At 66.3% G+C, this 25,982-nt stretch carries 23 protein-coding genes and 1 tRNA gene; 5 read left to right on the top strand and 19 right to left on the bottom strand.

Annotated elements, in window-relative coordinates:
• The first annotated feature begins 197 nt into the window (after positions 1-197).
• Positions 198-1,133, top strand: a complete 936-nt coding sequence (hprK, locus tag ABIB38_RS03300; RefSeq protein WP_005663306.1) for an HPr(Ser) kinase/phosphatase — start codon at positions 198-200, stop codon at positions 1,131-1,133.
• Between the two features lie 58 nt (positions 1,134-1,191).
• On the top strand, positions 1,192-2,070 hold the full coding sequence (gene rapZ, locus ABIB38_RS03295) for an RNase adapter RapZ (RefSeq protein WP_429201705.1): 879 nt from the start codon (positions 1,192-1,194) through the stop codon (positions 2,068-2,070).
• Positions 2,071-2,231: 161 nt separating this feature from the next.
• Here rapZ and ABIB38_RS03290 read toward each other — a convergent pair whose 3' ends face one another.
• The 9 genes from ABIB38_RS03290 to ABIB38_RS03250 all read right to left on the bottom strand — a co-directional run bounded on the left by ABIB38_RS03290 (position 2,232) and on the right by ABIB38_RS03250 (position 10,069).
• Positions 2,232-3,302 (bottom strand): DUF5694 domain-containing protein, encoded by a 1,071-nt coding sequence (locus ABIB38_RS03290; protein ID WP_429201703.1) that lies wholly within the window; start codon positions 3,300-3,302, stop codon positions 2,232-2,234.
• Positions 3,303-3,385: 83 nt separating this feature from the next.
• On the bottom strand, positions 3,386-4,471 hold the full coding sequence (locus ABIB38_RS03285; RefSeq protein WP_429201701.1) for an enoyl-CoA hydratase/isomerase family protein: 1,086 nt from the start codon (positions 4,469-4,471) through the stop codon (positions 3,386-3,388).
• A gap of 123 nt (positions 4,472-4,594) precedes the next feature.
• Positions 4,595-4,954, bottom strand: coding sequence for a ribosome hibernation-promoting factor, HPF/YfiA family (gene hpf, locus ABIB38_RS03280; protein WP_429201699.1), 360 nt, complete (start codon positions 4,952-4,954; stop codon positions 4,595-4,597).
• Positions 4,955-5,029: 75 nt separating this feature from the next.
• On the bottom strand, positions 5,030-6,505 hold the full coding sequence (locus tag ABIB38_RS03275) for an RNA polymerase factor sigma-54 (protein ID WP_429201697.1): 1,476 nt from the start codon (positions 6,503-6,505) through the stop codon (positions 5,030-5,032).
• Positions 6,506-6,516: 11 nt separating this feature from the next.
• Entirely contained in the window at positions 6,517-7,269 is a 753-nt protein-coding gene (gene lptB, locus ABIB38_RS03270; RefSeq protein ID WP_429201798.1) for an LPS export ABC transporter ATP-binding protein, read from the bottom strand.
• Positions 7,270-7,280: 11 nt separating this feature from the next.
• Positions 7,281-7,829, bottom strand: coding sequence for a lipopolysaccharide transport periplasmic protein LptA (gene lptA / locus ABIB38_RS03265; RefSeq protein WP_429201695.1), 549 nt, complete (start codon positions 7,827-7,829; stop codon positions 7,281-7,283).
• A gap of 46 nt (positions 7,830-7,875) precedes the next feature.
• Positions 7,876-8,481, bottom strand: a complete 606-nt coding sequence (gene lptC / locus ABIB38_RS03260) for an LPS export ABC transporter periplasmic protein LptC (protein WP_429201693.1) — start codon at positions 8,479-8,481, stop codon at positions 7,876-7,878.
• Positions 8,482-8,492: 11 nt separating this feature from the next.
• Entirely contained in the window at positions 8,493-9,047 is a 555-nt protein-coding gene (locus ABIB38_RS03255) for a KdsC family phosphatase (protein ID WP_429201691.1), read from the bottom strand.
• A complete protein-coding gene (locus ABIB38_RS03250) occupies positions 9,047-10,069 on the bottom strand; it encodes a KpsF/GutQ family sugar-phosphate isomerase (RefSeq protein ID WP_429201689.1) in 1,023 nt (340 codons plus the stop codon). Before ABIB38_RS03250 ends, ABIB38_RS03255 begins: the two co-directional genes overlap by 1 nt.
• Positions 10,070-10,198: 129 nt before the next feature.
• Here ABIB38_RS03250 and ABIB38_RS03245 point away from each other — a divergent pair, with 129 nt between their 5' ends.
• Positions 10,199-12,178: a cation:proton antiporter gene (locus tag ABIB38_RS03245; RefSeq protein ID WP_429201687.1), complete on the top strand. Its 1,980-nt coding sequence runs from the start codon at positions 10,199-10,201 to the stop codon at positions 12,176-12,178.
• Between the two features lie 57 nt (positions 12,179-12,235).
• On the opposite strand, the gene ABIB38_RS03240 is transcribed toward ABIB38_RS03245, so the two are convergent.
• From ABIB38_RS03240 to ABIB38_RS03220, 5 genes are all read right to left on the bottom strand, one after another.
• Positions 12,236-13,378: a DUF484 family protein gene (locus tag ABIB38_RS03240; protein WP_429201685.1), complete on the bottom strand. Its 1,143-nt coding sequence runs from the start codon at positions 13,376-13,378 to the stop codon at positions 12,236-12,238.
• A gap of 152 nt (positions 13,379-13,530) precedes the next feature.
• On the bottom strand, positions 13,531-14,376 hold the full coding sequence (locus ABIB38_RS03235) for an MOSC domain-containing protein (protein WP_429201683.1): 846 nt from the start codon (positions 14,374-14,376) through the stop codon (positions 13,531-13,533).
• Positions 14,377-14,479: 103 nt separating this feature from the next.
• Positions 14,480-17,587 (bottom strand): AAA domain-containing protein, encoded by a 3,108-nt coding sequence (locus ABIB38_RS03230; protein WP_429201681.1) that lies wholly within the window; start codon positions 17,585-17,587, stop codon positions 14,480-14,482.
• A gap of 124 nt (positions 17,588-17,711) precedes the next feature.
• Positions 17,712-18,803, bottom strand: coding sequence for a redox-regulated ATPase YchF (ychF, locus tag ABIB38_RS03225; RefSeq protein ID WP_429201679.1), 1,092 nt, complete (start codon positions 18,801-18,803; stop codon positions 17,712-17,714).
• Between the two features lie 150 nt (positions 18,804-18,953).
• Positions 18,954-20,039 (bottom strand): patatin-like phospholipase family protein, encoded by a 1,086-nt coding sequence (locus ABIB38_RS03220; protein WP_429201677.1) that lies wholly within the window; start codon positions 20,037-20,039, stop codon positions 18,954-18,956.
• A gap of 95 nt (positions 20,040-20,134) precedes the next feature.
• On the opposite strand from ABIB38_RS03220, the gene ABIB38_RS03215 reads away from it, so the two are divergent.
• Complete coding sequence (locus ABIB38_RS03215; protein ID WP_429201675.1) at positions 20,135-22,033, top strand: DUF3857 domain-containing transglutaminase family protein; 1,899 nt, start codon at positions 20,135-20,137, stop codon at positions 22,031-22,033.
• 32 nt (positions 22,034-22,065) lie between these two features.
• Here the strand turns inward: ABIB38_RS03215 and pth are convergent, their stop codons facing one another.
• Positions 22,066-22,650, bottom strand: a complete 585-nt coding sequence (gene pth / locus ABIB38_RS03210; protein ID WP_429201673.1) for an aminoacyl-tRNA hydrolase — start codon at positions 22,648-22,650, stop codon at positions 22,066-22,068.
• Here pth and ABIB38_RS03205 point away from each other — a divergent pair.
• Entirely contained in the window at positions 22,643-22,975 is a 333-nt protein-coding gene (locus tag ABIB38_RS03205) for a hypothetical protein (protein WP_429201671.1), read from the top strand. The genes pth and ABIB38_RS03205 overlap by 8 nt on opposite strands.
• Here the strand turns inward: ABIB38_RS03205 and ABIB38_RS03200 are convergent.
• The 4 genes from ABIB38_RS03200 to ispE form a co-directional block, all read right to left on the bottom strand.
• Complete coding sequence (locus ABIB38_RS03200; RefSeq protein WP_429201669.1) at positions 22,923-23,510, bottom strand: 50S ribosomal protein L25/general stress protein Ctc; 588 nt, start codon at positions 23,508-23,510, stop codon at positions 22,923-22,925. The two genes, ABIB38_RS03205 and ABIB38_RS03200, sit on opposite strands and share 53 nt — an antisense overlap.
• 320 nt (positions 23,511-23,830) lie before the next feature.
• Positions 23,831-24,781, bottom strand: coding sequence for a ribose-phosphate pyrophosphokinase (locus ABIB38_RS03195; RefSeq protein ID WP_429201667.1), 951 nt, complete (start codon positions 24,779-24,781; stop codon positions 23,831-23,833).
• 145 nt (positions 24,782-24,926) lie between these two features.
• A tRNA-Gln gene (locus ABIB38_RS03190) sits at positions 24,927-25,003 on the bottom strand.
• Positions 25,004-25,081: 78 nt separating this feature from the next.
• Complete coding sequence (ispE, locus tag ABIB38_RS03185; protein WP_429201666.1) at positions 25,082-25,981, bottom strand: 4-(cytidine 5'-diphospho)-2-C-methyl-D-erythritol kinase; 900 nt, start codon at positions 25,979-25,981, stop codon at positions 25,082-25,084.
• Between the last annotated feature and the right edge of the window lies 1 nt (position 25,982).

The raw sequence follows: 25,982 nt of genomic DNA, 5'->3' as shown, positions 1-25,982 counted from the left end.
AGGTGGGAGGAAGTTCATGCCGATGCATGGCGAGTGTGAGCAAGGCGCGAGGAGGCCGCATGGCGAGCCATGCAACGACGAGTAACGCAGCGCACACTTGCCAGGCGCGGTAGGAACGACTCTCACCTGCCGGGATAGGTTCTCAACGCGCGGCAATCACGCCGCGCGCGCCTTATTTTGCGACGACGACAATGCCCATGCTGCAGTCTCCGCTGACCATCCAACGGCTGTACGACGACAACCGCGACAGCCTGCAACTCGGCTGGTTTGCGGGCTTTCCCGGCGGCGAACGCCAGATCGCCGGCGACGCCGCCTCGGCCGCCGACCAGGTCGGCCACCTGAACCTGATCCACCCGGGCCGGATCCAGGTGTTCGGCCACCAGGAACTCGACTACTACCACCGCCTCAAGGCCAATTCGCGCAGCCATGTGGTTGGCGAACTGATCGGCGGCGGCCCGCCCGCCCTGATCATCGCCCAGGGCCTGGAAACCCCGCCCGACATCCTGGCCATCTGCGACGAGCAAAACATCCCGCTGTTCTCCACGCCGCTGCCGGCGGCGCAGGTGATCGACTTCCTGCGCGTGTATTTGTCGAAAAAGCTGGCCCAGCGCGTGATCATGCACGGCGTGTTCATGGACGTGCTGGGCGTGGGCGTCCTGATCACCGGCGACTCGGGCCTGGGCAAGAGCGAACTGGGCCTGGAACTGATCTCGCGCTCGCACGGCCTGGTGGCCGACGACGCCGTGGAATTCTCGCGCATCGCGCCGAACATGATCGAGGGCCGCTGCCCGCCGCTGCTGCAGAACCTGCTCGAAGTGCGCGGCCTGGGCCTGCTGGACATCAAGGCGATCTTCGGCGAGACGGCGGTGCGGCGCAAGATGCGCCTCAAGCTGATCGTGCACCTGGTCAAGCGCGGCGCGCTGGACGAAGAGGTCGAGCGCCTGCCCTTCCACTTCCCGACCGAGGACGTGCTGGGCCTGCCGATCCGCAAGGTCGTCATTCCGGTGGCGGCCGGCCGCAACATCGCGGTGCTGCTCGAAGCCGCGGTGCGCAACACCATCCTGCAACTGCGCGGCATCGACACGCTGCAGGAATTCATGGAACGCCAGCGCCAGGCCATGAGCGCGGACTGAAGCGGCATTGGCGGCGCGGCGGCGTGCCATCGGGTGAAGGTTGCGGTATCATCGCCGCATGCACATCGTCCTCATCACCGGCATCTCGGGCTCGGGCAAGTCCGTGGCCCTGAATGTCCTGGAAGACGCGGGTTACTACTGCGTCGACAATCTGCCGCCGGCCCTGCTGCCGGCCCTCGTCAATACGGTCAACGAAACCGGCACCGGCAAGATCGCGGTCGCGGTCGACGCGCGCAGCGCCGAGTCGCTGGTCGAACTGCCGGTGAGCGTGCGCCGCATGCGCGAGGACGGCCATGCGGTCAAGGTCATGTTCCTGACCTCGAGCACCCATTCGCTGGTCGCGCGCTTTTCCGAAACGCGGCGCAGCCACCCGCTGTCGCACGAGCTGCGCCCGGGCGAGAACCCGGCCTCGCGCCGCACCCTGATCGAGTGCATCGCCGAAGAGCGCGAGCGCCTGTCGTCGATCGAGAACCTGGGCCACGTGATCGACACCTCGGAACTCTCGGCCAATAAACTGCGCGCCTGGATCAAGGAGCTGGCCGAGGTCGACCATGCGCCGCTGACCCTGTTCTTCGAATCGTTCGCGTTCAAGGTCGGCGTGCCGCTCGACGCCGACTTCGTGTTCGACGTGCGCGCGATCCCGAACCCGTATTACGACCTGGCCTTGCGCCCCCTCACCGGCAAGGATCAGCCGGTGATCGACTTCCTCGACGCCCAGCCTAGCGCCGCCGAGATGCTGGCCGACATCCGCGCCTTCGTGGCCAAGTGGCTGCCCTCGTTCAAGACCGACAACCGCAGCTACCTGACGGTGGCCGTGGGCTGCACCGGCGGGCAGCACCGCTCGGTGTACATGGCCGAGCACCTCGGCGCGTATTTCAGCGATACCGAGCGCGTGATCGTGCGGCATCGGGAACAGCCGAAGAATCCGGCTGCGTAATTTTTACCGCCAGCCCTCGCACGTCGTTCCCGCGGAGGCGGGAACCCAATTCCTCAGCATAGTGGCGACGTTGAACGTAGTGGGTAAGCACGAACTTGGATTCCCGCCTCCGCGGGAATGACGTGCGAAATGCGGTGGTGCATGGTCGCGTTAGCGGTGGATTACCGCAACACCGCCGCAGTATCCACCACCCGCACATCATGCATCTGGTGCAGATAGGCTTCCAGGTAGCCCTTGTGCGAAGCGCCGACGATGACCAGGAGCCGCGTGCCCGGCATGACGCCCACGACGTCGCGGATGTTCGCCGCCATGCGCAGGTTGCGCGTTTCCCAGTAGCCGATGTAGGCGCGGCCGAAGCGCTGCGGCGACGGTTCGTTCAGCGCCGCGCCGAAGTCAGCTTCGAAGACCGTCGAGACATGATCGGGCGCATTGTAGGCGCGGTATAGCGCCAGCATGCCTTCGGCGCTGCCCAAGCCCTGATACAGGATCTTGTCCGCCTGCCGGAGCGCGCGGTTGGCCGGATTGTCCCAGGCCTTCATGATCGCCTCGCCGGCCGCCTTGCGGTCGGTGTACGGACGGCCTGCCGATTGATCGTCCATCGCATACACGCGTTCATGACCCAGCCGGGCCGCCAGGCGCGCCGCGATCATCACGCTTTCGTCGGGATCGACCGCGAGCTTTCGCAGCTGCTCGACCAGGGCGGCATCCAGGCCGTCGCCGGCGCGGCGCTCCCCGGCCGGCAAATGGAACCACTGGACCGCAGCCGATGCCGGCTCTCCACCCGCCAGGAACAAGGCCGCCAGGCGTCGCCGCTGGGCAGGCGACGGCGTCGCCGGCCATCCGGCCAGCAGCTTCTCCGCTTGCGCCGTCGCTTCGGGAACGTCCAGACCGGTTGCGGCCTTCGCCGCCGCGGTATCCGGGCAATAGGTCTCGACCGTCTCCGCATAACGCGCCGCGTGACGGCGCAGAAAATCGCATTGCGGCCCGGAGCGCTCTTCGACCGCGATCGCCTGCGGCTTCCACGCCGCCAGCCGCTCGTTGAGCAAGGACAGGCTGGCAGGCTGGAACGTCTTGGGCAAGTGCGACAAGTGGGGTGAACCGAGCACCATGATCTCGTTGACCGGCCCTGCTGCCGGACCCTTGAGCCGGCTCGGATCGAAAGTTGGCTGATAGTCCTGGGCAGCGGCGGCGCCGCATAAGGTCATCGAGATCAGCAAGGCGGTCAGGCGCATCGGGTGTCCTTTCAGGTCATGAAGGCCCGATGTTCACACCCCGCCGATACGCTGTCACGCAAAAATGAATATGTTCGCCGTGATTATGCGAGGTGCCTGAGCGGATGCGCATGCGCCGGCCACACCGGTTCGAAAAAGCGTGCCACCATCTGCGGCGTCACCTGTTCGAGCGATGGCGGGTTCCATTGCGGCGCATTGTCCTTGTCGACGACGAGCGCGCGCACGCCTTCGAGCACTTCGCCATGCTCGAAATTGTGGCGCACCAGCGTGCGCTCCATGCGCAGGCAGTCGGCCACGGACAGCTGCGCGCCACGCGCCAGCAGTTCGTGGGTCACGCACATCATCAGGGGCGAACGCTGGCGCATCGCCGCCAGGGCCCGCTGCGCGAACGGCGTCGCGTCGCCTTCGAGCGAGGCCATGATCGCGGCCACCGAGGCCGCGCCGAAATGGGCGTCGATGCGCGTGCGCAGCGACGGCAATTCGCTCTCGCCCGCCAGCGCGGAAAATGGCGCCGCGAAGGCGCGGATCGCCGCCGGCAGCGCGGCGCCGGGCGTGGACGCGATCAACGCATGCAGGGCCGGCAGTTCGGCGCCGGGCACGAACAGGTCGGCCAGCCCGATATGCAGCGCGTCGGCGGCGCCGATCGTCAGCCCGGTCAGGCCCAGGTAATAGCCGAGCCGTCCCGGCGCATGCGACAGGAAATGGCTGCCGCCGACGTCTGGGAACAGGCCGATGTTCACCTCGGGCATGGCCATCCTGGTGCGCTCGGTCACGATGCGCAGGCCGCAATCCGGGCCGCCCTGGGCGATGCCCATGCCGCCGCCCATTACCACGCCGTCCATGACGGCGATGTAGGGCTTCGGATAGAAATGGATCAGGTGGTTCAGCGCGTATTCTTCGGTGAAGAAATCCTCGAGCAACGCACTGCCGCCCATCGGCGTCGCATGGCCGACCTCATGGAAGAAGCGGATGTCGCCGCCCGCGCACAAGGCCTTCTCGCTGCTGCTGGTCAGCACCACCGCCTCGACCTGCGCGTCATCCTGCCAGGCGCGCAGCGCCACGGTCAGCGCGCGCACCATCGCGAGCGACAGCGAATTGAGCGCCTTCGGGCGGTCCAGGGTGATGATGCCGGTGCGGTTGGCGATGCGGGTCAGGACATGGTCGGTCATGGGGTGATCCATCATGGAGAGACCTGCATTTTACCGAACACGCGCTGCGGGTAAAACCGGAAAGGCGGATGCAAAAAGGGCGTCCCCTCAGACGCCCTTAGCTGGTGTGAGCCCTGCGCCTGGTCAGGCGGCAGCGGCCTCTTCGCTGCCACGCTCCGGCAGGCGCTTGATCGAAGTACGGCTATGGTCCTTCAGCATTTGCTTGTGTTTGAGGATCTGTCGGTCCAGCTTATCCATCAGCGTATCGATCGCCGCGTACAGGTCTTGCGCGACGCTTGCCACGTGCAGGGTCTTGCCCGACACCTGGACGTTGATCTCTGCTTTCTGCCTTTTTTCTTTTTCAGTGAGGTTGTCGACGGCCAGGAAGACATGGGTGTCGATCACCTGGTCGAAATGGCGAATGATGCGCTCGAGCTTATTCTGAACGTATTCACGGATGGCGGGGGTCACTTCGAGATGATGGCCACTGATTGTGAGGTTCATACACACTCCTTTGAAAATGATGCACCGTGTGGACCACACCAACGCGACAAGGCACGACGGGTGTGGACGGCGCAGTTACAAGGACTTGCGGAGGCTTACAGGGGGTATCTTGAGGGCTTCACGGTATTTTGCAACCGTCCGGCGCGCAATGACCATGCCTTGTTCCCCGAGCATCTCCGCGATCTTGCTGTCGGATAATGGGTTCCTAGGGTCTTCTGCTCCTGTCAATTGTGCGATGAGCGCACGGATTGCCGTCGAGGATGCTTCGCCTCCCGCCTCGGTGGCAACGTGGCTACCGAAGAAATACTTCAACTCAAACATGCCGTGCGGGGTCAGCATGTATTTCTGGGTTGTGACACGAGAAATTGTGCTCTCGTGTAGGCCTAGTGTATCAGCTATCTCGCGTAAAACAAGGGGCCGCATGGCAACCGCGCCGTGGGAGAAAAAGTTGCGCTGGCGCTCGACGATCGCCTCCGCCACGCGCAGGATGGTGTCGAACCGCTGGCGCATGTTCTTGATGAGCCACTTCGCTTCCTGCAGCTGCGCGCCCATCTGCGCTTCGCTCTTGCCTTGCTTGAGCAGGCTGGCATACAGGCTGTTCACGCGCAGGCGCGGCATCACGTCCGGGTTCAGGGTGACCGCCCAGCCGCTCTTGGCGCGGCGCACGATCACGTCCGGCACCACGTAGTCCGACACGTTCGAGGCGAAGACCGCACCCGGATGCGGATTACACTGGCGCACCACGGCCTGCACCTCGCGCAAGTCTTCGTCGTCGCAGTCGAGCGCTTTTTTCAGCTTGCTGTATTCGCGCTGGGCGAACCAGGTCAGGTAACCTTCGACGATGGTCAGGGCCATGCGCCGCGTGACCATTGGCACGCCCGGCATGCGCCGGATCTGCAGCGCCAGGCACTCGGACGCGCTGCGCGCGCCGACGCCCACCGGGTCCATGCTCTGCACCAGCGCCAGCGCGCAGCGCAGCTCGTCGATCTCGATCTCGAGTTCTTCGGGCAGCCGCGCGTGGATCTCGTCGAGCGGCTCGTCGAGATAGCCGTTGTCGTCCAGCGCATCGATCACCAGCTCGGCGAGCGCACGGTCGCGCACCGACAAGGTGGCTTCGCGCACCTGCTCCATCAGGTGTTCGCGCAGGGTGATGGCGCAGGCTTCCAGCTGCGGGCGGCCGTCCTCGTCCTCGCCGCCGCCGGACGACGGCGCGCCGCCCTCGCTCCAGTCAGCATCAACGCGATCGTTGTCGGCGCCGCTCTCGAGGCTCTCGCCCTCCTGCGCCGGCGCGTCCTGGCCCTCGGCCTGCTGGCCGGGCGCCGGCGGCGCTTCGCCATTGGCGGGCGCATTGTTGATGGCGCCATCGGCCAGCAAACGCACCGAACGGTCGAGCGGATCGTCGAGCCGCTCGAGCAAGGGGTTATCGCCCAGTATCTGCTCGATCTCCTGGTGCAGTTCGAGCGTCGACAGCTGCAGCAACCGGATCGACTGCTGCAGTTGCGGCGTGAGCGCGAGGTGCTGCGAAGTGCGAAGTTGCAGGGACTGTTTCATCTAGGCGTCGCTCACATGCGGAAGTGTTCACCCAGGTACACGCGGCGCACCGACTCGTCCGCGATGATGTCGTCAGGACGGCCGGAGGCAAGCACCGCGCCCTGGTTGATGATGTAGGCGCGGTCGCAGATGCCAAGCGTCTCGCGCACGTTGTGGTCGGTGATCAAGACACCGATCCGGCGCTCTTTCAGGAAGCGCACGATGCGCTGGATCTCGATCACGGCGATCGGGTCGACGCCGGCGAACGGTTCGTCCAGCAGCACGAAGCGCGGATTGGTCGCCAGCGCGCGCGCGATCTCCACGCGGCGGCGCTCGCCGCCCGACAGCGACAGCGCCGGATTCTCGCGCAGCTTCTCGATCTGCAGGTCGGCCAGCAGGGTGTCGAGGCGCTCGTTGATCTGGTCTTTCGACAGCGGCTTGCCATTGTCCTTTTGCAGCTCGAGCACGGCGCGGATGTTCTCTTCCACCGTCAGCTTGCGGAACACCGACGCCTCTTGCGGCAGGTAGGACAGGCCCAATACGGCGCGGCGGTGGATCGGCAGGCTGGTGATGTCGGTGCCGTTGATGTCGATCGAGCCGGCGTCCGACGGCACCAGGCCCACGATCATGTAGAACGACGTGGTCTTGCCGGCGCCGTTCGGGCCCAGCAGGCCGACCACCTCGCCGCACTCGACCTGCAGCGACACGTCGCGCACCACCAGGCGCTTGCCATAGCTTTTCTGCAGGCCCTTGACGACCAGGGTGCTGCAATCGTCCAGCTCCATCGGAATCGCCGTCATTGGGCGCCTCCGCCTGGTGCGCGCTTGGGCGCCAGGATCAGGGTGCCGCGGCCGCCGCCAACCTTGCTCTGGCCGCTGGTGTCGTTACGCACCGTGGCCACTTCCTTGCGGTTGTCGTAGGAGATGAACGGGCCGGTGATCTGGTTGGTCATGCGCGCGCCTTCCAGTTCGCGCACGACGGCGTTGGAATACAGGCGCACCAGTTCCGATCGCTCGTCGTACTCGATGCGCTCGGCCTGGCCGTCGACCCACAGGTCGGAACCACCGTCGCGCTTCTGGCGGAAGGTGGCGACCTTGCCGCCGGCGGCGGTGAGGGTCACGCTCATATAGCCTTCCGGGCTTTCCTTGACCAGGGCGCGGTCGGACTTGAGCACCAGGGTGCCGCGGGTCAGGACCACGTTGCCGGTCAGGATGCGGGTGCCGGTCACCTCGTCGACGTCGAGCGAGTCGAAGTTGATGACTGCCTCCTTGAGCGAATCGGCGCGCTCGGCGGCCGCGGTCAGCGACAGCAGGGAAAGGAAAACGGCGGCAAGTAGTTTTTTCATGGTCGGTTAAGGGTCTCGGGTTGGCACGCGGCGCTGGTGCGGGGAATCAGCGCTGGCGTGGCGGATAGACGATCTGGCCGCGGCTGGACAGGTGCAGCTGCATGGTCGCATTATTGGCGACCATGCCGGTGCCCTTGACGTTGGAGGCGCCAAGCTGCATGTCGATCGGCAGATCGGTCTTCAGGATTTCTTCGTCGGGCAGCACGGTAAGCGCCTGGGTGCGCACGTGCAGCGATTCGCTCTGCGCGGTCTTGGGGCGCTGCAGGTCGACGTCGCCGATCAGCTCGACCCGGTGCTCCTGGTGATGGATTTGCGCGTTCTTCGCCACCACCGTCATCGGCGGGCGGCCCGGCTCGACGCCGCGCAGCACCGGCGCGTCGACGTGCGACACGTCGCCGTTCGGAATATGCGCCAGGCGCTTGCCCGACACCAGGTAGCTCGGCTGGCCGTTCTCGGTCATGCGCACGAAGGAAAAGTTCTCGACGATGTAGTCCGGTTCGTCCGGCGGCCCTCCCAGCTGGGCATCGATGTCGGAGGCCTGCATCAGCTGCAGCAGCCAGAAGCTGCCGAAGGCGAAGAAGGTGCCGATCACGATCATCGCAAGGAGATTCCAGCGGTGCGCGGTACGCTTGTTCTGGACGATGGTAGCCATGCTGGGTGGCCTCAGGCGAAGTACGGCGCGAGCGCCTGGTCGTAGGTGCCCTGGGCGCGCATCACGAGATCGCACACCTCGCGCACCGCGCCGCGGCCGCCGGCGTTTTTCGTCACGTAGTGCGCGCGGTGCTGCACTTCGGGGTGGCCGGACGGCACCGCGACGGCGAAGCCGACGCGCGCGAACAGCGGCAGGTCGATCACGTCGTCGCCGATGTAGCCGCACTGCTCGGCGGTGAAGCCCGTGGCCGCCAGGAGCTTGGCGAAGCCGATGCGCTTGTCATGGATGCCCTGGTGGACGTGCGAAATGCCGAGATCGGCCGCGCGCTTGACGACGATCGGCGACAGGCGCGCGCTGATGATCGCGGTCTGGACGCCGGTCTTGTTGAGCAGCTGGATGCCCAGGCCGTCGAGCACGTTGAAGGTCTTGGTGACTTCGCCTTCCGGGCCGTAGGTCAGGCTGCCGTCGGTCAGCACGCCGTCGACGTCGAAGATCATGACCTTCACGCGCGCGGCGCGTTCCATGTGGGCCAATGGGGTGATGGCCGGGATAAACGTGTCGCTCATCAGATCACCTTGGCGCGGGTCAGGTCGTGGATGTGCAGCGCGCCGACCAGGCGGTCGTCGTCGTCGACCACCAGCATCTGGTTGATGCGGAATTCCTCCATCACGGCGACGGCGTCGACCGCCAGCTGGTCGGGCCGCACGCGGCGCGGGTTGACGTGCATGACGTCGCGGATCTGGATGTTCGAAAAGTCGTGCATGCGCTCGATCACGCGGCGCAGGTCGCCGTCGGTGAACACGCCCACCGGACGGCCTTCGGGGTCGACGACGGCGGTCATGCCGAGGCCCTTGCGGGTGACCTCGAGCAGCGCTTCGACCAGCGGGGTGTCGGGGGTGACGCTCGGCACCGCGTCGCCGCTGCGCATCACGTCGCGCACGTGCGTCAGCAGGCGCCGGCCCAGCGCGCCGCCCGGATGCGACAGCGCGAAGTCCTGTTCGCGGAAACCCCGCGCGTCGAGCAGCGCCACGGCCAGCGCATCGCCCATGGCGAGGGTCACGGTGGTGCTGGTGGTCGGCGCCAGGTTGAGCGGGCAGGCTTCCTTGTCCACCGCGATGTTCAGGTGCACGTCGGCCAGCCTGGCCAGGCGCGAGGCGGGTTTGCCGGTCATGGCGATCACGCGCGCGCCAAGGCGTTTCACGGCCGGCAGGATATCGAGGATCTCGGACGATTCGCCCGAATTGGAAATCGCGATCACGACGTCGTTTTTGGTGACCATGCCCAGGTCGCCGTGCGCGGCTTCGCCCGGGTGCATGAAGAAGGCCGGGGTGCCGGTAGACGCCAGGGTGGCGGCGATCTTGCGGCCGATGTGGCCCGACTTGCCCATTCCGGACACCACCACGCGACCGTCGCAAGCCATGATTAGTTGCGCGGCGTTCACGAAACTGTCGTCGTCGCCCAGGCGCGCCTGCAGCGCGCGGATGGCGTCCGCTTCGATCGACAGCGTGTCGCGACCCAGAGCCAGGACGCGCCGGGCCAGGGTCTCGTCAAAACTTTTCGGCATTATTTTTTCATCGGTTACACTCATTTTGGAAGTATAAACGAATTGGGAAAGCAAAAAACTTGCCAGTCGTAACAAACGATGACAAGCACCTTCCGCGCCACATAGGGCGCATGCCATAAGATCAACAGTTACCGCTCATCGCGTATCGCGCCAATGCATTCCGGCCTTGAACTCACCCTGCTCCTGCTGGGCTGCGCCGTCCTCGGCGTGGTCGCCTTCCGCAGCCTGCAACTGCCGCCGATGCTCGGCTACCTCGCCGTCGGCGTGTTGATCGGCCCGCACGCCCTGGCCCTGGCCGAGGACAGCCCCACCACCCATGCGCTGGGCGAGTTCGGGATCGTGTTCCTGATGTTCTCGATCGGCCTGGAGTTCTCGCTCGGGCAGCTGCGCGCGATGCGGCGCATCGTGTTCGGGCTGGGGTTGGCCCAGGTGATGGCGACGATCTTGGCCGCCATGGGGATCGGGTTGCTGGCGGCCTGGTTCCTGCCCGGCATACCGCTCGGCTGGCAGGCCGCCTTCGCGCTGGGCGGCGCGCTGGCGATGTCCTCGACCGCCATCGTCGTCAAGCTGCTCACCGAGCGGCTCGAGCTCGACAGCGGGCATGGGCGGCGCATCGTCGGCATATTGCTGTTCCAGGACCTGGCGGTGGTGCCGCTCCTGATCATGATTCCGGCGCTGGCGCGCGACCCGGAAGACCTGGCGATCACCCTTGGAGTGGAAGCGCTCAAGGCGGCGCTGGTGCTGGCCCTGCTGCTGTTCTTCGGCCAGAAGTTGATGGGGCGCTGGTTCACCATCGTCGCCAAGCGCCGCTCGCAGGAGCTGTTCATGCTCAACCTCTTGCTGGTGACGCTGGGCGCGGCCTGGATCACCGAGCAGGCCGGCCTGTCGCTGGCCCTGGGCGCTTTCGTCGCCGGCATGCTGATCTCCGAGACGCCCTATAAACACCAGGTGGAAGAAGACATCAAGCCGTTCCGCGACGTGCTGCTGGGGCTGTTCTTCATCACGATCGGCATGCTGCTCGACCTGCAGATGGTGATCAAGCACTGGTGGCTGGTGCTGCTCCTGCTCGCGCTGGTGGTGCTGCTCAAGTTCGGCCTGATCGCCCTGCTCGCGCGCGCCTTCGGGGCGTCGCCCGGAACGGCGCTGCGCACCGGCCTGGCGCTGGCCCAGGCGGGCGAATTCAGCTTCGTGCTGCTCAATCACGCCTCCGGATCGAAGCTGGTCGACCCGTTCGTGATGCAGCTGGTATTGGCCTCGATGGTGCTGTCGATGCTGCTCGCGCCCTTCGTCATCGCCAGTATGGACCGGATCGCGATGAAGTTCGCCGCCAACGAGTGGATGACGCAGTCGCTGCAGCTGACCCAGCTCGCCACGCGCACCATGAAGACCCAGAACCACGTAGTCATCGCCGGCTTCGGGCGCAGCGGCCAGAGCCTGGCGACCCTGCTCAAGGAAGAGGCGCTGCCCTGGCACGCGCTGGACCTGGATCCGGAGCGGGTGCAAGAGGCGCAGGCGGCCGGCGCCGCGGTCTCGTACGGCGACGCGGCGCGCCGCGAAAGCCTGATCGCGGCCGGCATCCACCGCGCCAGCGCGCTGGTGATCACCTTCGCCGACACGCGGCAGGCCTTGAAGGTGCTGCACCTGGTGCACGAACTGGCCCCGAACCTGCCGGTGATCGTGCGCAGCCACGACGACGCCGACATGGACGTGCTCAAACGCGCCGGCGCCACCGAGGTGGTGCCGGAGGCGCTGGAGAGCAGCCTGATGCTGGCCTCGCACACGCTGGTGACGCTGGGCGTGCCGCTGCGGCGCGTGGTGCACCGGGTGCAGGCGGCGCGCGACGACCGCTATGCGGCCTTGCGCGGCTACTTCCATGGCGCCAGCGACAGCGGCGCCACGCTCGAGCCGGGGCATGTGCGCCTGCATTCGGTGCGGCTGCACGCGCAGGCCGGCTCGATCGGCCGCAGCCTGGCGGAACTGGGGCTGCACGGCGTCGCGGCCGAGGTGACGGCGCTGCGGCGCGGCGGCAAGGACGTGGAGCCGGGGCCTGGCGTGGTGCTGGCCGCGGGCGACGTGGTGGTGGTACGGGGGGATGGGGAGGCGGTCAGCCGGGCCGAGGATCGGCTGCTGTGACCACCTTACGTGTGACCACATTCACCAACAACCGTCGGGTCGGCGTTACGCGTGCAATCACGCGAAGGCGACGACCTTGTTGCGGCCGCCGGCCTTGGCCTGGTACAGCGCCGCATCGGCGGCCGCCACCAGTTCCTGCGTCATGCCTTCGATCGCGTTGTCGTGCGCAGGGTCGTGCGCGGAATCGGACCACTGCTCCGATAGCACGGCGACGCCGATCGACACCGTCACGTCGACCCGTTCGCCGCCACTCAGGCTGATCGGCGCGGCGGCGACGCCGGCGCGGATGCGGTGCGCGACCATGCTCGCGCTTTCCAGGTCGGCGTCGATCAGCAGCACCACGAATTCCTCGCCGCCGAAACGCCCCAGCGCATCCGACATGCGCAGCTCGGCCTTGATGCGGCCGCACACCTCGCGCAGGACTTCGTCGCCGCCCTGGTGGCCGACCGTGTCGTTGACACGCTTGAAGTGGTCGATGTCGATGTACATGCAGGACAGGCGATAGCCCTGGCGCCGGGCGCGCGCGGTCTCTTCGATCAGGCGGCGGTCCATGTAGCGGCGGTTGTAGACGCCGGTGAGCGAATCGGTGAGGCCGATGTACTTGAGCATCTCGTTGCTGATCACGTTTTCGAGGCAGATCGCGATGATCGAGCCCATGTGCTCGACGAAATCGGTGCCCAGGTTCGGCGTGAAGCGGGCCGGATCGGCGCTGCCCAGGTTCAGGCTGCCGATCAGGCGCGTATTGCGCAGCAGCGGCACCAGGGCCACGCTCTGCAGGCCGGCGGGCGGATGCGGGAACATGGCGCAGTGCTGGCCCGGCGCATAGGCGCCCAGGATCGGACGCGGACGGCGCTCGGGCGCCATGTCGAAGCCGAGCTCGACCGCATGCTCGCAGAACATCAGGTTGGGGAACTGCTCGAAATCGACGCCCAGGCGGTGCATGACGGTATAGATGTCGGCATCCGGATCGACCAGCGACAGGGTGACGGTGTCCAGTTCCGAAATCACCGGCAGCGTGCGAAAGATCGTGCCGACCAGTTCCGGAAAGCTGCCGGCGCCCACGATCTGCAGGTCGAAGGCCTGGTGGCGGCACATGATGTCGTGGTTACGTTCGGCCTGCTCGAGCAGGTACGCCATGCGCGCGCGCAGGGTCTCGTTTTCCGCCATCAGTTCTCGCGTCGACGCGCTCGGCTCGTGCATGAAGCATTCCTTTCAGCAATAACCATAACATTACGCCATCCACTCTTGCTTGGATATGAAAAACCGCCTGTCAGTACAAGGGAATAGGCGATTTTGCGACACTGTCGCGGGCTGCCGGCGTTTGGCCTGCCGTGGTGCTTATTTAGAATTACTTAGAAAGCGAGCTCGGCGTTTAGTTCCTGGCCGACGCGCACCGTGCGGCCGATGCCGTCCTGGACGATGACGTTCATGCCCAGCGTCACCGCGCCATCCATGCGGGCGTTGGCGCGGTAGGTTTGCAGGATGTCGAGGGGATCAGGGCCGGGAATGCCGGTGGCCTGGTCGACCGACGGGATCGGACAACGCGCGCAGGGCTTGACCGGGCGCAGGCTGACGTCGTCGTCGCTGAAAACGGCCACGAAATCCTCTTCGAAGGCGTCGATGCCTTCCACGACCACGTTGGGACGGAAGCGGTTCATGGGCAGCGCGGCGCGGCCGGCCTGCGCCAGCTTGCGGTTCAGGTCGTCGAGCGAGGACTGGCCGATCAGGAGGATCGGGTAGCCGTCCGAGAAGCGGGCGGCGGCAGGCAAGCCGCCGGTCCATGGGCTGATCTTCGGGCGCACGACGTCCGGGCGGAAGCGCACCAGGCGGCATGGCGCGCCGACGGCGTCCGTGAACCATGCCGCGGCATCCTCGCCGCAGTCGGCGGCCAGGACGTGGTCGTCCCAGATCAGCACCTCGATCGCCGGCGCCTCGGGCGCGTGCGCCAGCGGCAGGCGGATCGGAGACAGGCCGGGCGCCTCGACCACCAGTGCATCCCCTTCGACGCGCGGCGCGATGGTGGCCATGCGCGGGTATTCGCGCTGGGTCAGGAACAGGCCCTCGCGCGTCACCACCATCCATTCGCGGTCGTGCACGCCGCCGGCCGACAGGCCGTCAAGGGCCAGCGTCGCGTCAAGCACGGACAGGCCGGCGCAGGACTTGATCGGATAAAGGAAGAGTTCGGAGACGATGGCCATGCTGTGATTGAGGGAGGCGGAAAGAAGCCATCAGTATGGCAGCAATCGGCGTTGCCGGCGCGATCCCGAAGGGCGGATCCGATGGCATCGGCCGCCCTGCCCGCTAGCCCTCGACCGTCTCGCGGCTGCGTTCCACCAGATACGTCGCCAGCAGGCCGGACGGCAGCGCAGGCCGGCCCGCATCGAACACCTTGCGGTTGCCGATGACGATGAAGCTGTCCCTGGCGCGCGATACCGCGACGTTGAGCATGTTCGGCTTCTGGTCGAAGAAGGCGCCGCCAGTGAAACTGTCGCCATAGGTCGGCGAAAACAGCACGATGGCGCGCTCGGCTCCCTGCAGCGCGTGCACGGTGCCGACCGTCAGGCGGCTGTCCTTGCGCAGCAGGTCCGGCATGTCGCGGCGCAGGCGCCGCTCGATCGCGCCCGCCTGGGCTGCGAACGGGGTCACGATGCCCACCAGGGCCCAGATCGGCGTCGGCTTGCCCGCATCATCGAGGTAATGCCGTTCGATGGCCTCGCGGTGGGCCTTGAGCCAATCGACCACCGCGGCCGCCTCGGCGTCGTTCTGGCGGCTGCCGCCGCGCCGCACATCCCTGCCGCCAACGTGGATCAGCTCGAATGGCGGCAGGATCCGCTCCGCCGGCGGCAGCGACGCGCGTTTCGGCGCGAGGCGGCAGGCGTAGATCAGCCGGTTGCAGTAATCGATCAGTTCCGGCACACAGCGCCGGTGTTCGGTCAGCATCAGGCCGCCGATGTCCTCGTACTGCCGGACCGTGCAGCTGCGGTTGGCGATGCGCATCAGGCTGCCGCTGGCCGACGCAAACCCGGCCTGCGCCAGGCGTTCGTAGGCGGGGTCGTGGAAGGCCGGCGCCAGGCCGAACTTGACGGCGTTGGCGCGGTCGGTCGCTTCGCCGCCGTTCCAGACCGGCTCGATCTGGAACGTGTCGCCGACCACCATAGCGCGCCGCGCCAGGGCGAACATCGGCGCGCCGATATCGGGCGAGACCTGTCCTGCCTCGTCCACCACCAGCAGGTCGATCGTATTCCAGAACGGCATGTCTTCGCCTTCCCAGGCGGTGAAGAACGACGGCGCCATGTGGAAGTTCGACACCATGCAGGGAGAGAGCTTGGCGAAGCGGCGGTACTTCGCTTCGAGCTTGCGGCGTCCCTTGGTATCCTTGATGCCGCTCCTGATCCGGTGCCGCACTTCCAGGATCCACTGGCCCGACCAGTACCAGTCGGCGACGGCGAACATGCGCGCGCGTACCTTCTTGTCCAGGTGGTCGTTCAGGTTGGCCAGGCTGGCGTCGAGCAGTTCCGGATCGTCGCCGGCCACGTCGCGCCAGGCGGCGAAGGCGCCGGTGACGCGGGCACGCTCCTGCTCCAGCAGCGCCATCTCCTGCTTGACGTCGTCGCTCTGGCGCGCGAGCGCCTCGTTCAAGGCGAGCAGCTCGGCCAGGGTGTCGTTCTTGTGCTGCAGCGCTTCCTTCTTGAGCGTATGGAAGTGTCCCGGCATGCCGTCGGCGCGGTGCTGGAGGTCGGCGGTCAGCGGATGCGCCATCAGCACCTGGCGGTCGCGCGCCATGCGGCGCCGGCGCACTGCCGGCACGAAACTGAAGAGATCGAGCCAGACCGAGGCGTCGGCCAGGTAGGCCGCCCACGCCTTCTCGGCGCGCATGATGTCGTCGCGGCGCGCCTCGTAGGCGCGCAAGGCGGCGTCGGCGGCCTGATCGCTCTCGTTCCGGCGATCGCGCAGCCGCGCCAGCTGCTCGCGGCAACGCGTGAGCCCCTCGTTCAAGGTCGCCAGCAAGACCCGGTACGCGGCGACGGCGCCGTCGTCGATGTCCTGGCCGAGCGCATGGAACAGCGCATGGCGCGCCGCCACCAGGGCGTCGAGGCGCGCGGCGAGCCCTTTCAGTTCGGCGTGCAGGTCGTGGACCACGGTGCCGACGCCGTCGCCGCGCCGCCTGAAATGCATGGCCGCGCAGTCGAGGTAATGGCGCTCCGCGGCCACCAGCATGTCCGGCGTCTCGAACTCCTCGAAGGGGTGGCTCTTGCCGGTGCAGGCCGGATGCGCGCTCTGGCGTGATTCGGACGCCAGGAACAGCCCGAAGCCGCGCCCGTAGGGATGCCAGCGCCGATGCCCGGTCTCGGCCGCGATTTTCGCGAAGCTGTCGAGCACGTTCTCGACCGCCTTCACATTGGTCGAGGCGACCACGATCAGCGGACAATCGCCGCCGGCCAGGGCCGCGTCGACCCAGAGCTGGGCGACCACGCTGTGCAGCAAGGTGGTCTTGCCGGTGCCGGGCGGCCCGTTCACCGCCAGGATCTGCCCCTCGCCCAGGCGCTGCAGCTCGACCATCGCCGTGCGCTGGGACGGCGACAGGTGGTGCAGCGGATGCATGTGGCCGACCGTCTTGCCATCGTACGGCGCGGCCTGCTGCAAGGGCAGCGGCGCGCGCGCCGCGCTGGCGGCGACGGTGCGCAAGGTGTCAAGGAGCGGCGTGGGCGGCCCCTCGGCGATGATGCGATCGTACAGCTTCAGGAGGTGCCGCGCGACGACCGGCGGCTCGTAGGGCATGCCGTGCCAGCCCGACACCAGGCGGTGCTCGTGGAGCGCGAAATCCGGCAGCCGCTTCCCCTCCCCAGCCGGCAGCAGTGACGACAGAGCGGGCAGCCCGACCCCCGTCACGGCTGCGAACAGGCGCGCCGCCAGCTGGAAGGTGTCGCCCATGCCGGTGGCTTGTTCCGGCAGCGCGCCGATGAAGTCGTCGACGCTGGCCAGCGCGCCGACCGAGGTGCGCCCCAGGGTCGGTTCCAGCAGCTCGCGCGGGATCCAAGGCATGCGCTCGGGGTCGGGCGACAGCAGGCCCTGGCGATCGAGCAGGCAAGGAATGCACAGCACCGACGCGCCCTTGTGCAGCTCGGCGCCGTCCTGCCTGGCGCCGTGGCTCGCGTCCAGCGCCAGGCGCGCCGGAATCAGCACGAAGGGGATGCGGCCGCTCCGCTCCAGCTTGCTGGCATTGAACTGTGCCTCGATCCAGCCCGCCAGGTCGGGCGCGGCTTGCGCGACCCGCCACGCACCGTCGTTTTCCGCGAGCGCGACCGGCTTGCTGTCGGGCGCCACCTCGGGATGCAGCAGGCTCACTTCGGCCAGCGCGGCGCGCCAGTACGGCAAGGGCAGCAAACGGTTCTGGACTGCTTCGTTCATGTTTTCCTGTAGCTCAACCGTATCCAGACGGCATGCCTTGTTTTGTTTTGCCAAGCCAAAAAGAAACAAGCCCTTCGGATTGAAGGGCTTGTGTCGTGGGCGGGCGCTTCGCGCGCCCGGTGGATCAGACGTTGAACAGGAAGTTCAGCACGTCGCCATCCTTGACGATGTATTCCTTGCCCTCGGCGCGCATCTTGCCCGCTTCCTTGGCGCCCGCCTCGCCCTTGTAGGTCAGGAAGTCATCATACGAAATGGTCTGCGCGCGAATGAAGCCGCGCTCGAAGTCGGTGTGGATCACGCCCGCGGCCTGCGGCGCGGTGGCGCCGATCGCCACGGTCCAGGCGCGCACTTCCTTCACGCCGGCGGTGAAGTAGGTCTGCAGGCCCAGCAGCTTGAACGCCGCGCGGATCAGGCGGTCCAGGCCCGGCTCGTCCATGCCCATGTCGCCCAGGAAGTCGGCCTTGTCGGCGTCGTCCATCTCGGCGATCTCGGATTCGATCGCGGCGCAGATGGCGACGATCGGGGCGTTCTGCTTGTTGGCGAACTCGGTCAGCTGGTCCAGCAGCGGGTTGTCCTTGAAACCGGTATCCGACACGTTGGCCACGAACATCGCCGGCTTGGCGGTGATCAGGTGCAGCGGGTAGATGATCGCCATCTCTTCCTTGTCCAGGCCCATGGTGCGCACCGGCTGGCCTTCGTTCAGGTGCGGCATCAGGCGTTCGAGCAACGCGACCAGCTTGGCCGCGTCCTTGTCGCCCGAGCGCGCCTTCTTCTGCTCGCGGTGGATGGCTTTCTCGACGGTGCCCATGTCGGCCAGCGCCAGCTCGGTCTGGATGACTTCGATGTCGTCGATCGGGCTGACCTTGCCGGCCACGTGGATCACGTTCGGGTCTTCGAAGCAGCGCACCACGTTGACGATGGCGTCGGTTTCGCGGATGTGCGACAGGAACTGGTTGCCCAGGCCCTCGCCCTTCGACGCGCCGGCCACCAGGCCCGCGATGTCGACGAATTCGACGATCGCCTTGACCACGCGCTCCGGCTTGACGATGGCGGTCAGCGCGTCAATGCGCGGATCCGGCACCTCGACCACGCCCACGTTCGGCTCGATGGTGCAGAACGGGTAATTTTCAGCCGGGATGCCGGCCTTGGTCAGGGCGTTGAACAGGGTGGATTTGCCAACGTTGGGCAGGCCGACGATGCCGCATTTGAGGGTCATGGATACTATTCCTAATTCGATAAGCGCGAGCGATCGATGAACCGCTCCAAACCGTGCATTGTAACCCGGACAGGGCCGGCTGCCGCAAAAAACGGCGCGTTCCGTGCCCGTTGCAACGCTGGGGTTTCTACTGTGGCAAGCCTGGATCGGCTAGATCGGCTTGATGCGGCCCGGGTCCGGCCGCAGGACGAATTCGGCCAGCTCGTCGCGCAGCCGCTCCCCTTCCCCGATGGCGCGCTTCCACGTGCGTGCACGCTCATCGTGATTCAACCCGTAGAAGGTGAAGTCGGCGCGGTCCGGCAGTTTTGCGCGCGGCAGCGTGCGCAGGAATTCCCTGGACGGCGCCACCAGCAGCACGTTGTCGAGCCAGCCGCGATTGGCGCCGCGCGCTGCCCTTCTCCATGGGAATCCTTTGTCCAGCCAGCCCGGCACGATGTGCTCGCTGAAATGCGGGTACAGCACCAGCTCGCCCGTGGCGCGCGAATACGGCAGCGCCAGGTGGTAGTCGATGATGCCGCCGTCCCAGTAGCTGCCGGCGGGCGCTTCGGCAATGCCGGTCACCGCCTTCATGAGCAGGGGCAGCGTGCCCGATGCCAGCAGGCCGGGCGCCAGGTTGGCGCGCGTGAGGTTCGAAAAGTGCGTATTGAACCCGTCGAAGCGCTCGCGCAGCCATGGCGCCTTGCTGCGCGCGTCGCTGATCACTACCCGCTCCAGCAGGCGCGCCAGCCAGCCGCGCGAGCCGGCGTTGTGCAGCGCCGCCGACACGAAGCCGCGCATCTCGGCATGGCGGTGCGCGGGCGACGCCAGCGAACGCAGCCCGCGTGCGGTCAACAGGTGCAGCCGGTAATGCTCGTGGTTGACGATGTCGTCTTCATGCCCGCGCACCAGTTCGCCCAGCAAGGCCTGGACGACCGCGTCGATGTCCTGTGGAGAAGGCTTCAGGCTCGTGTAGCGCTGGCCCGCGTACAGCTCGCCCAGCAGGGCGAGGGCCTTGACCGGATCCTTCTGACAGGCGGCTGCCATGCGCCAGGCGCCGATCGAGGCGCCGATCAGCGTGCGTTCGCGCGGGGCCGACGGGAACCATTCTCCGAACATCCATTGGTCCAGCGACTGGAAGATCAGCCCCTTGGGGCCGCCAGCGGCGGCCGGCACGATGGCCACGTCCCGCGCCCGCAAGCCGTGTTCCGCGATCTGCGCCATGGCCGATGGCCCGGCATGAAAAGTAAGCGCCTTCATGCCGAAATTATCGCAGGAAGCATGCACTTGCGCCCGATCAATCCTGCGACCGTACTGCTGCGTAACATGGGCCGGTCGCGTGTCCGGAGAATGCCATGCCCCTGCGCTTCGTCGTCATGCTGTGTCTGCGTCTGTGTCCATTGCTGCCATTACTGTGCTTGCCTGCATCGGCGAGCGCGCTCGAGGCCGACAGCGGCACCGACCGCTCGGTAGTGGTGGACCGCCACGTCCAGCATTTCGTGGTCGAGGCCAGCGGCGCCTACACGCTCACGGTCGAGCAGGCCAAGACCATCGTCAACCGCGCGGCGCTGCACGAACACGCCCAGTTCTACATCGGCTACAACCAGTCGCTCGACGACGTCGTCTCGGTCGAGGCGCACACCGAGAAAGCCGACGGCCGGCGCCTGGCGGTGCAGCCGCACCAGATCCGCGACCAGCAAGAAGCCGCCTCGCTCGACGCCCCGATGTTCCAGGACACGCGGCTCAAGATCGTCGTGTTCCCCGACGTCGAGGCCGGCGACAAGGTCGTGGTGCGCTACGTCGTGCGGCGCCACACGCCGCTGTTTCCCGGCCACTTCGAAGACCTGACCGCAGCGCGCTTCCAGCGCCAGCGCGACTTCCGCCTGGTCTACGACATGCCGGCCTCGATGCCGCTGCACGCCGACGCGGTCGGCTTCGACGCGATTGCCACGGCGCCGGCCACGGGCATGGGCGCGCCCGCGCCCGGCAAGCGCCGCTATGCCTGGCGCTACGTCGACGGCGACAATGCGCGACTGGAGGCCGATTCGGTCAGCTATCTCGACTACGGCAAGCGGCTCGCGGTCTCGACCTTCGCCGACTATGCCGCCTTCGCGCGCGCCTACCAGGAGCGCGCCGCCGGCAAGGCCATGCCCGACGACACGGTGGCGGCGCTGGCGGCCAGCATCACGGGCGCCACCCTCGACCGCCGCGCACGCGCGATCGCCCTCTCCGACTGGGTGCGCAAGAACGTGCGCTACGTCGGCGTCTATCTCGGCCCCGGCGGCGTGGTGCCGCATGCGGCATCGAGCGTGCTGGCCAACCGCTATGGCGACTGCAAGGACCACGCGACCCTGCTCGAGGCGCTGCTGGCCAGCTCCGGCATCGACAGCACGGTGGCGCTGGTCAATAACGGCGACGCCTATCGCCTGCCCGGCGTGCCCACGCTCGGCGTGCTCAATCATGCGATCGTCTACATTCCTTCGCTGCAGCTGTATCTCGATCCGACCGCCGAATCGGTGGCGGGCGGCTTCCTGCCGGCGGCGCTGCTCGGCAAGCCCGCGGTGCTGGCGCGCTCGGGAGGGTTCGCGATGATTCCTTTCTTTCAGCAGGCGCGCAGCCGCACGTTTACCCAGTTCGACATCCAGCCCGACGGCGGCAGCCGCTTCAAGGTCACCCGCACCAGCAGCGGCGCCCAGGCCGAGCCCTACCGGCGCGTGGTGCGCGCGACGCCGGCGGCCGAGCGCGACCGCTTCGTCGAGCGCATGCTGCAAGGACTGGGGCAACAGGGCGGCGGCGTGCTGGAGCCGGGCGACACCGACAGCGTGGCCGACGACTACACCCTGTCGCTGCGCGGCGCCAGCAGCGGCTTCACGCAACTGCCGGGGCCGACAGGGTTGGCCACCACGTACAACTTCTGGGGAGGATTGGGCGACGCCGTGTTCGCGTTCACGCGGGAACCCGAGCGGCGCCAGGAGTTCGTCTGTCCGGCGATCGATGCCGAAGACGAGCTGCGCTTCCAGCTGCCGAAGCGCGCCCAGGTGCTGGCCCTGCCGCGCGCCGTCAAGGTGATTGATGCCAACTTCGCCTACCGCTCGCACTACCAGCGGCGCGGCGCGCTGGTGACGGTCAGGCGCCAGCTCAAGTTCAGGCACACGGCGGCCACGTGTTCGCCCGACGACTACCGGCGCATGCGGCCAGCGCTCGAGCGCATGCTGCGCGACCTGCGCTCGCAGGTCGTGGTGCGGGGCGGATGAGCCGGGTAGCCGGGGAAGCGGCGAGCGCGGCCTCAGGCCGTATGCAGTTGCATCGTCGCCACGTCGAGCTTGCCTTCGCAGGCGAGCGGGATGATGCGCAGGCTCTTGTCGATCGATTCTTCGATCAGGCTCTGCTCTTCGCGGCGCGGACGGTGCAGCACGAAATCGGCCACGCCCTGCTGCAGGTTCAGGCTGCGCGGGTGGCCGATGCCCAGGCGCAGGCGCCAGTATTCCTGGGTGCCGAGGGCCGCGGTGATGTCCTTCAGGCCGTTGTGGCCGCCCGAGGAACCGCCCTTCTTGAGCTTGGCGACGCCGGGCATCAGGTCGAGCTCGTCATGCACGACCAGGATTTCGTCCGGATTGATCTTGTAGAAGCGCGCCAGCGCGCCGACCGACTGGCCCGAACGGTTCATGAAGGTCTGCGGCTCGAGCAGCCAGACGTCGTTGCCCGAGATCGCGGTCTTGGCCACCAGGGCGTTGAAGCGCGATTCACGCTGCAGGCGGCAACCCGGCAGGCTGTTGGCCAGGTTGTCGACCAGCCAGAAGCCGGCATTGTGGCGGGTTTGTTCGTATTCCGGGCCAGGGTTGCCGAGGCCGACGATCAGACGGATGGACATGCGTGGGTCTTATGGGGAAAAGGCGATTATCGCTCAAACGGGCTATCTGGCGTGCACAACGATGTTCGGTGCAGGCCATAGCGATGTCCGTGGGGTTGGCGGCTTCGCCGCCGACGCGGTGATTGTGATCGGTTCCGATTTCGTGCCGGATGATCTCGCTGCCAACCATCACCGCGTCGGCGGCAAGCCGCCAACCCAACAAAACAAAACCCGCCAGGCAAGCCGTGGCGGGTTTTTTCGATGCGCCACCGAAGCGGCGCGATCAGCCGGTATTACTCGGCAGCGGTTTCAGCAGTTGCTGCGCCGCGTGGGATCGAGGTGGTGACGATGGTCAGGTTCTGGCCGTGGGTCAGCGCGGTCACGCCTTCTGGCAGGGCCAGGTCGCCGGTGTGGATCGATTGGCCGGCTTCCAGCTTCGACAGGTCGACTTCGATGAACTCTGGCAGCTTGCCTGGCAGGCACGACACTTCCAGTTCGTTCAGCACGTGCGACACGATGGCGCCGCTCAGCTTGACTGCTGGCGAGACTTCGGCGTTCACGAAGTGCAGGGAGACCTTGGTGTGGATCGGCTTCGAGGTGTCGACGCGCTGGAAGTCGGCGTGCAGGACCAGTTGCTTGAATGCGTGCATCTGGAAGTCACGCAGCAGCACTTGCTGGGTCTTGCCGTCGATTTCCAGGTCCAGCACGGAACCGTGGAATGCTTCTTTCTTGAGCGCGTGGTACAACGCGTTGCCGTCCAGGGCGATCAGCGCCGGGGCTTCGGTGCCACCGTAGATGATGCCTGGGGTCTGGCCAGCGTTGCGCAGGCGGCGGCTCGCTCCGGTCCCCTGCTGAGTGCGGTTGAATGCGACTACTTTCATGTGAAACTCCAAAAATAAATGGGCCCGAATGCCGCAGACAATTCCACGGCCCGGTTGCCCAGTGGCGACCATCCCCGCGACCAGGGAGGTCAAGAACGAGCGCCGGAATGCGCGCTCAAGAAAATCGATACTTCTGCAGCACTACGACAGCGTCGTCCCCGCGAAGGCGGGGACCCAAGTACTGCAAGCGTCATCGAGGCGCTTGCAAATGAGGTTCCCGCCTCCGCGGGAACGACCTGCGTATTGCAACTTGCTTTGATACGTCAACGGCGCGCCGGCTATCGAGCCAGGCGCGCCGCGAAAACCAGCGACTAAAAAGCTTAGTCGACGAACAGCGAAATCACCGAGTCGCCCTTGACGATCCGCTTGAAGGTCTCGGCCAGCAGCGGTGCGCAGGTCAGTTGGCGGATCTTGCCGCAGGCGGCGCCGGCTGGGCTCAGCGGGATGGTGTCGGTGACGACCAGTTCGTCCAGCGGCGAGTTCGCGATGCGTTCGATCGCCGGGCCGGACAGGACCGGGTGCGTGCAATAGGCAACGACTTTCTTGGCGCCGCGCTCCTTGAGCACTTCGGCGGCCTTGCACAGGGTGCCTGCGGTGTCGACCATGTCATCCATGATCACGCAGTTGCGGCCTTCGACTTCGCCGATGATGTTCATCACTTCCGACACGTTCGCCTTCGGGCGACGCTTGTCGATGATCGCCAGGTCGCAACCCAGGCGCTTGGCCAGGGCGCGTGCGCGCACCACGCCGCCGACGTCGGGCGACACGACCAGCAGGTCGTCGTAGTTGCGCTTCTGCAGGTCGCTCAGCAGGATTGGCGATGCGTAGATATTGTCGACCGGGATGTCGAAGAAACCCTGGATCTGGTCGGCGTGCAGGTCCATGATCAGAACGCGCTCGACGCCGGCTTCTTCGAGCATGTTCGCGACGACCTTGGCCGAGATCGCGACACGCGCCGAACGCGGACGGCGGTCTTGGCGGGCATAGCCGAAGTAAGGAATGGCGGCGGTGATGCGGCCGGCCGAGGCGCGCTTGAGGGCGTCGACCATCAGCATGATTTCCATCAGGCTGTCGTTGGTCGGAGCGCAGGTCGATTGCAGGACGAAGACGTCCTTGCCACGCACGTTCTCGTTGATCTCGACCATGACTTCGCCGTCGGAAAACTTGGAGACGACTGCCTTACCGAGAGGAATGCCGAGACTTTTTGCGACCCCCTCTGCTAGCGCCGGATTGGCATTGCCGGTAAAAACCATCAGGTTTTCGTAAGCCATGGGAGTCCTAAAAGGGTAAAAAGCGTTTGTACGGTAGAAAAACAATCAGCCGGCTGTACCGGCTGATTAGCATGCTGATGCGGCGCTCGGCACCGTATCGCGATTTCTTGCTGGACGCTTCGGCATCGACAGATCAAGAAAACTTTGGCAGGGGAACAAGGATTCGAACCTTGGAATGCCGGAATCAAAATCCGGTGCCTTAACCAACTTGGCGATTCCCCTACACGATCGTTACTGCTTGCCGCGGGCGTTGTAGCTTGGCACTACATCTTGCTGCTCAGCGCTGCGACAGGCAGTATTTTATTCTATAACTCCCTGATTTTGCAAGAGCGATTTCATCAGCGGGTGTGTCTTCAACGACTTCGCCTTCCATGCCGTCCACTTGCCCGGCACTTGCGCCAACACATGGTCGGCAGCGTCTTCGCTGGAGAACGCGCAAAACACGCACGCCCCTGAGCCAGTCATCCTGGCATCGCCATGGCTGCTCAACCATTCAACCGCCTCTGCTACCGGCGGGAACAGGCGCATCGCCACGTCCTGCAAATCATTTTTCCCAAACCCAACCGTACTGCATGAATCGAGGTGGCTGGAAAAGTCCGCTATTCTGACGGGCTTTGAATCTCTTGTCAAATCTGGCGCAGAAAAAATTGCGGGCGTCGGCACCGCGACACCCGGCTCGATCACCACATACCAGCAATCCGGACCCGGCACCGCCTGCAACGCCTCCCCCACGCCTTGCGCGAACGCGGTTTCGCCGAACAGGAAAAACGGAATATCGGCGCCCAGCGGCAAGCCCAGCGCCATCAATTCTTCGCGGCCCAGGCCAGCCTTCCACAGGGCGTTGGCCGCCATCAAGGCGGTGGCCGCGTCCGACGATCCGCCGCCCAGCCCGCCGCCCATGGGCAAGACCTTGTCCACCCTGACCGAGATGCCCGGCGGCAGCCGGCCATGCCGGCGCGCAAACTCGGCCTGCAGCAGGCGCAGCGCGCGCACGACCAGGTCTTGCTCTTCGGGCACGCCCGGCACCTCGTTGGTGCGGCGGATCAGGTCGTCGTCGCGCAGGTCGAAATGCAGCCGGTCGGCGCGGTCGATCAGCTGGAACACGCTTTGCAGCAGGTGGTAGCCATCGGCGCGGCGGCCGGTGACGTGCAGGAACAGGTTGAGCTTGGCCGGCGCCGGGCAATCGTGCAGCGAACGCATG

Source organism: Massilia sp. UYP11 (assembly GCF_050434805.1).
GTDB lineage: Bacteria > Pseudomonadota > Gammaproteobacteria > Burkholderiales > Burkholderiaceae_D > Telluria.
The sequence above is the reverse complement of the archived record's forward strand: the minus strand, read 5'-3'. Positions and strand labels throughout refer to the sequence as shown.

Coding starts and splice junctions, on each gene's coding strand:
- ABIB38_RS03290 (WP_429201703.1), bottom strand. CDS start 3,302: ATGCGCCTGACCGCCTTGCTGATCTCGATGACCTTATGCGGCGCCGCC.
- ABIB38_RS03285 (WP_429201701.1), bottom strand. CDS start 4,471: ATGACCGACCATGTCCTGACCCGCATCGCCAACCGCACCGGCATCATC.
- ABIB38_RS03220 (WP_429201677.1), bottom strand. CDS start 20,039: ATGAAGGCGCTTACTTTTCATGCCGGGCCATCGGCCATGGCGCAGATC.
- ABIB38_RS03230 (WP_429201681.1), bottom strand. CDS start 17,587: ATGAACGAAGCAGTCCAGAACCGTTTGCTGCCCTTGCCGTACTGGCGC.
- ispE (WP_429201666.1), bottom strand. CDS start 25,981: ATGCGTTCGCTGCACGATTGCCCGGCGCCGGCCAAGCTCAACCTGTTC.
- lptA (WP_429201695.1), bottom strand. CDS start 7,829: ATGAAAAAACTACTTGCCGCCGTTTTCCTTTCCCTGCTGTCGCTGACC.
- lptC (WP_429201693.1), bottom strand. CDS start 8,481: ATGGCTACCATCGTCCAGAACAAGCGTACCGCGCACCGCTGGAATCTC.
- rapZ (WP_429201705.1), top strand. CDS start 1,192: ATGCACATCGTCCTCATCACCGGCATCTCGGGCTCGGGCAAGTCCGTG.
- pth (WP_429201673.1), bottom strand. CDS start 22,650: ATGTCCATCCGTCTGATCGTCGGCCTCGGCAACCCTGGCCCGGAATAC.
- ABIB38_RS03235 (WP_429201683.1), bottom strand. CDS start 14,376: ATGGCCATCGTCTCCGAACTCTTCCTTTATCCGATCAAGTCCTGCGCC.
- lptB (WP_429201798.1), bottom strand. CDS start 7,269: ATGGAGCTGGACGATTGCAGCACCCTGGTCGTCAAGGGCCTGCAGAAA.
- ABIB38_RS03200 (WP_429201669.1), bottom strand. CDS start 23,510: ATGAAAGTAGTCGCATTCAACCGCACTCAGCAGGGGACCGGAGCGAGC.
- ABIB38_RS03215 (WP_429201675.1), top strand. CDS start 20,135: ATGCCCCTGCGCTTCGTCGTCATGCTGTGTCTGCGTCTGTGTCCATTG.
- hpf (WP_429201699.1), bottom strand. CDS start 4,954: ATGAACCTCACAATCAGTGGCCATCATCTCGAAGTGACCCCCGCCATC.
- ABIB38_RS03240 (WP_429201685.1), bottom strand. CDS start 13,378: ATGCACGAGCCGAGCGCGTCGACGCGAGAACTGATGGCGGAAAACGAG.
- ABIB38_RS03195 (WP_429201667.1), bottom strand. CDS start 24,781: ATGGCTTACGAAAACCTGATGGTTTTTACCGGCAATGCCAATCCGGCG.
- ABIB38_RS03275 (WP_429201697.1), bottom strand. CDS start 6,505: ATGAAACAGTCCCTGCAACTTCGCACTTCGCAGCACCTCGCGCTCACG.
- ychF (WP_429201679.1), bottom strand. CDS start 18,803: ATGACCCTCAAATGCGGCATCGTCGGCCTGCCCAACGTTGGCAAATCC.
- ABIB38_RS03255 (WP_429201691.1), bottom strand. CDS start 9,047: ATGAGCGACACGTTTATCCCGGCCATCACCCCATTGGCCCACATGGAA.
- ABIB38_RS03205 (WP_429201671.1), top strand. CDS start 22,643: ATGGACATGCGTGGGTCTTATGGGGAAAAGGCGATTATCGCTCAAACG.
- ABIB38_RS03250 (WP_429201689.1), bottom strand. CDS start 10,069: ATGAGTGTAACCGATGAAAAAATAATGCCGAAAAGTTTTGACGAGACC.
- hprK (WP_005663306.1), top strand. CDS start 198: ATGCTGCAGTCTCCGCTGACCATCCAACGGCTGTACGACGACAACCGC.
- ABIB38_RS03245 (WP_429201687.1), top strand. CDS start 10,199: ATGCATTCCGGCCTTGAACTCACCCTGCTCCTGCTGGGCTGCGCCGTC.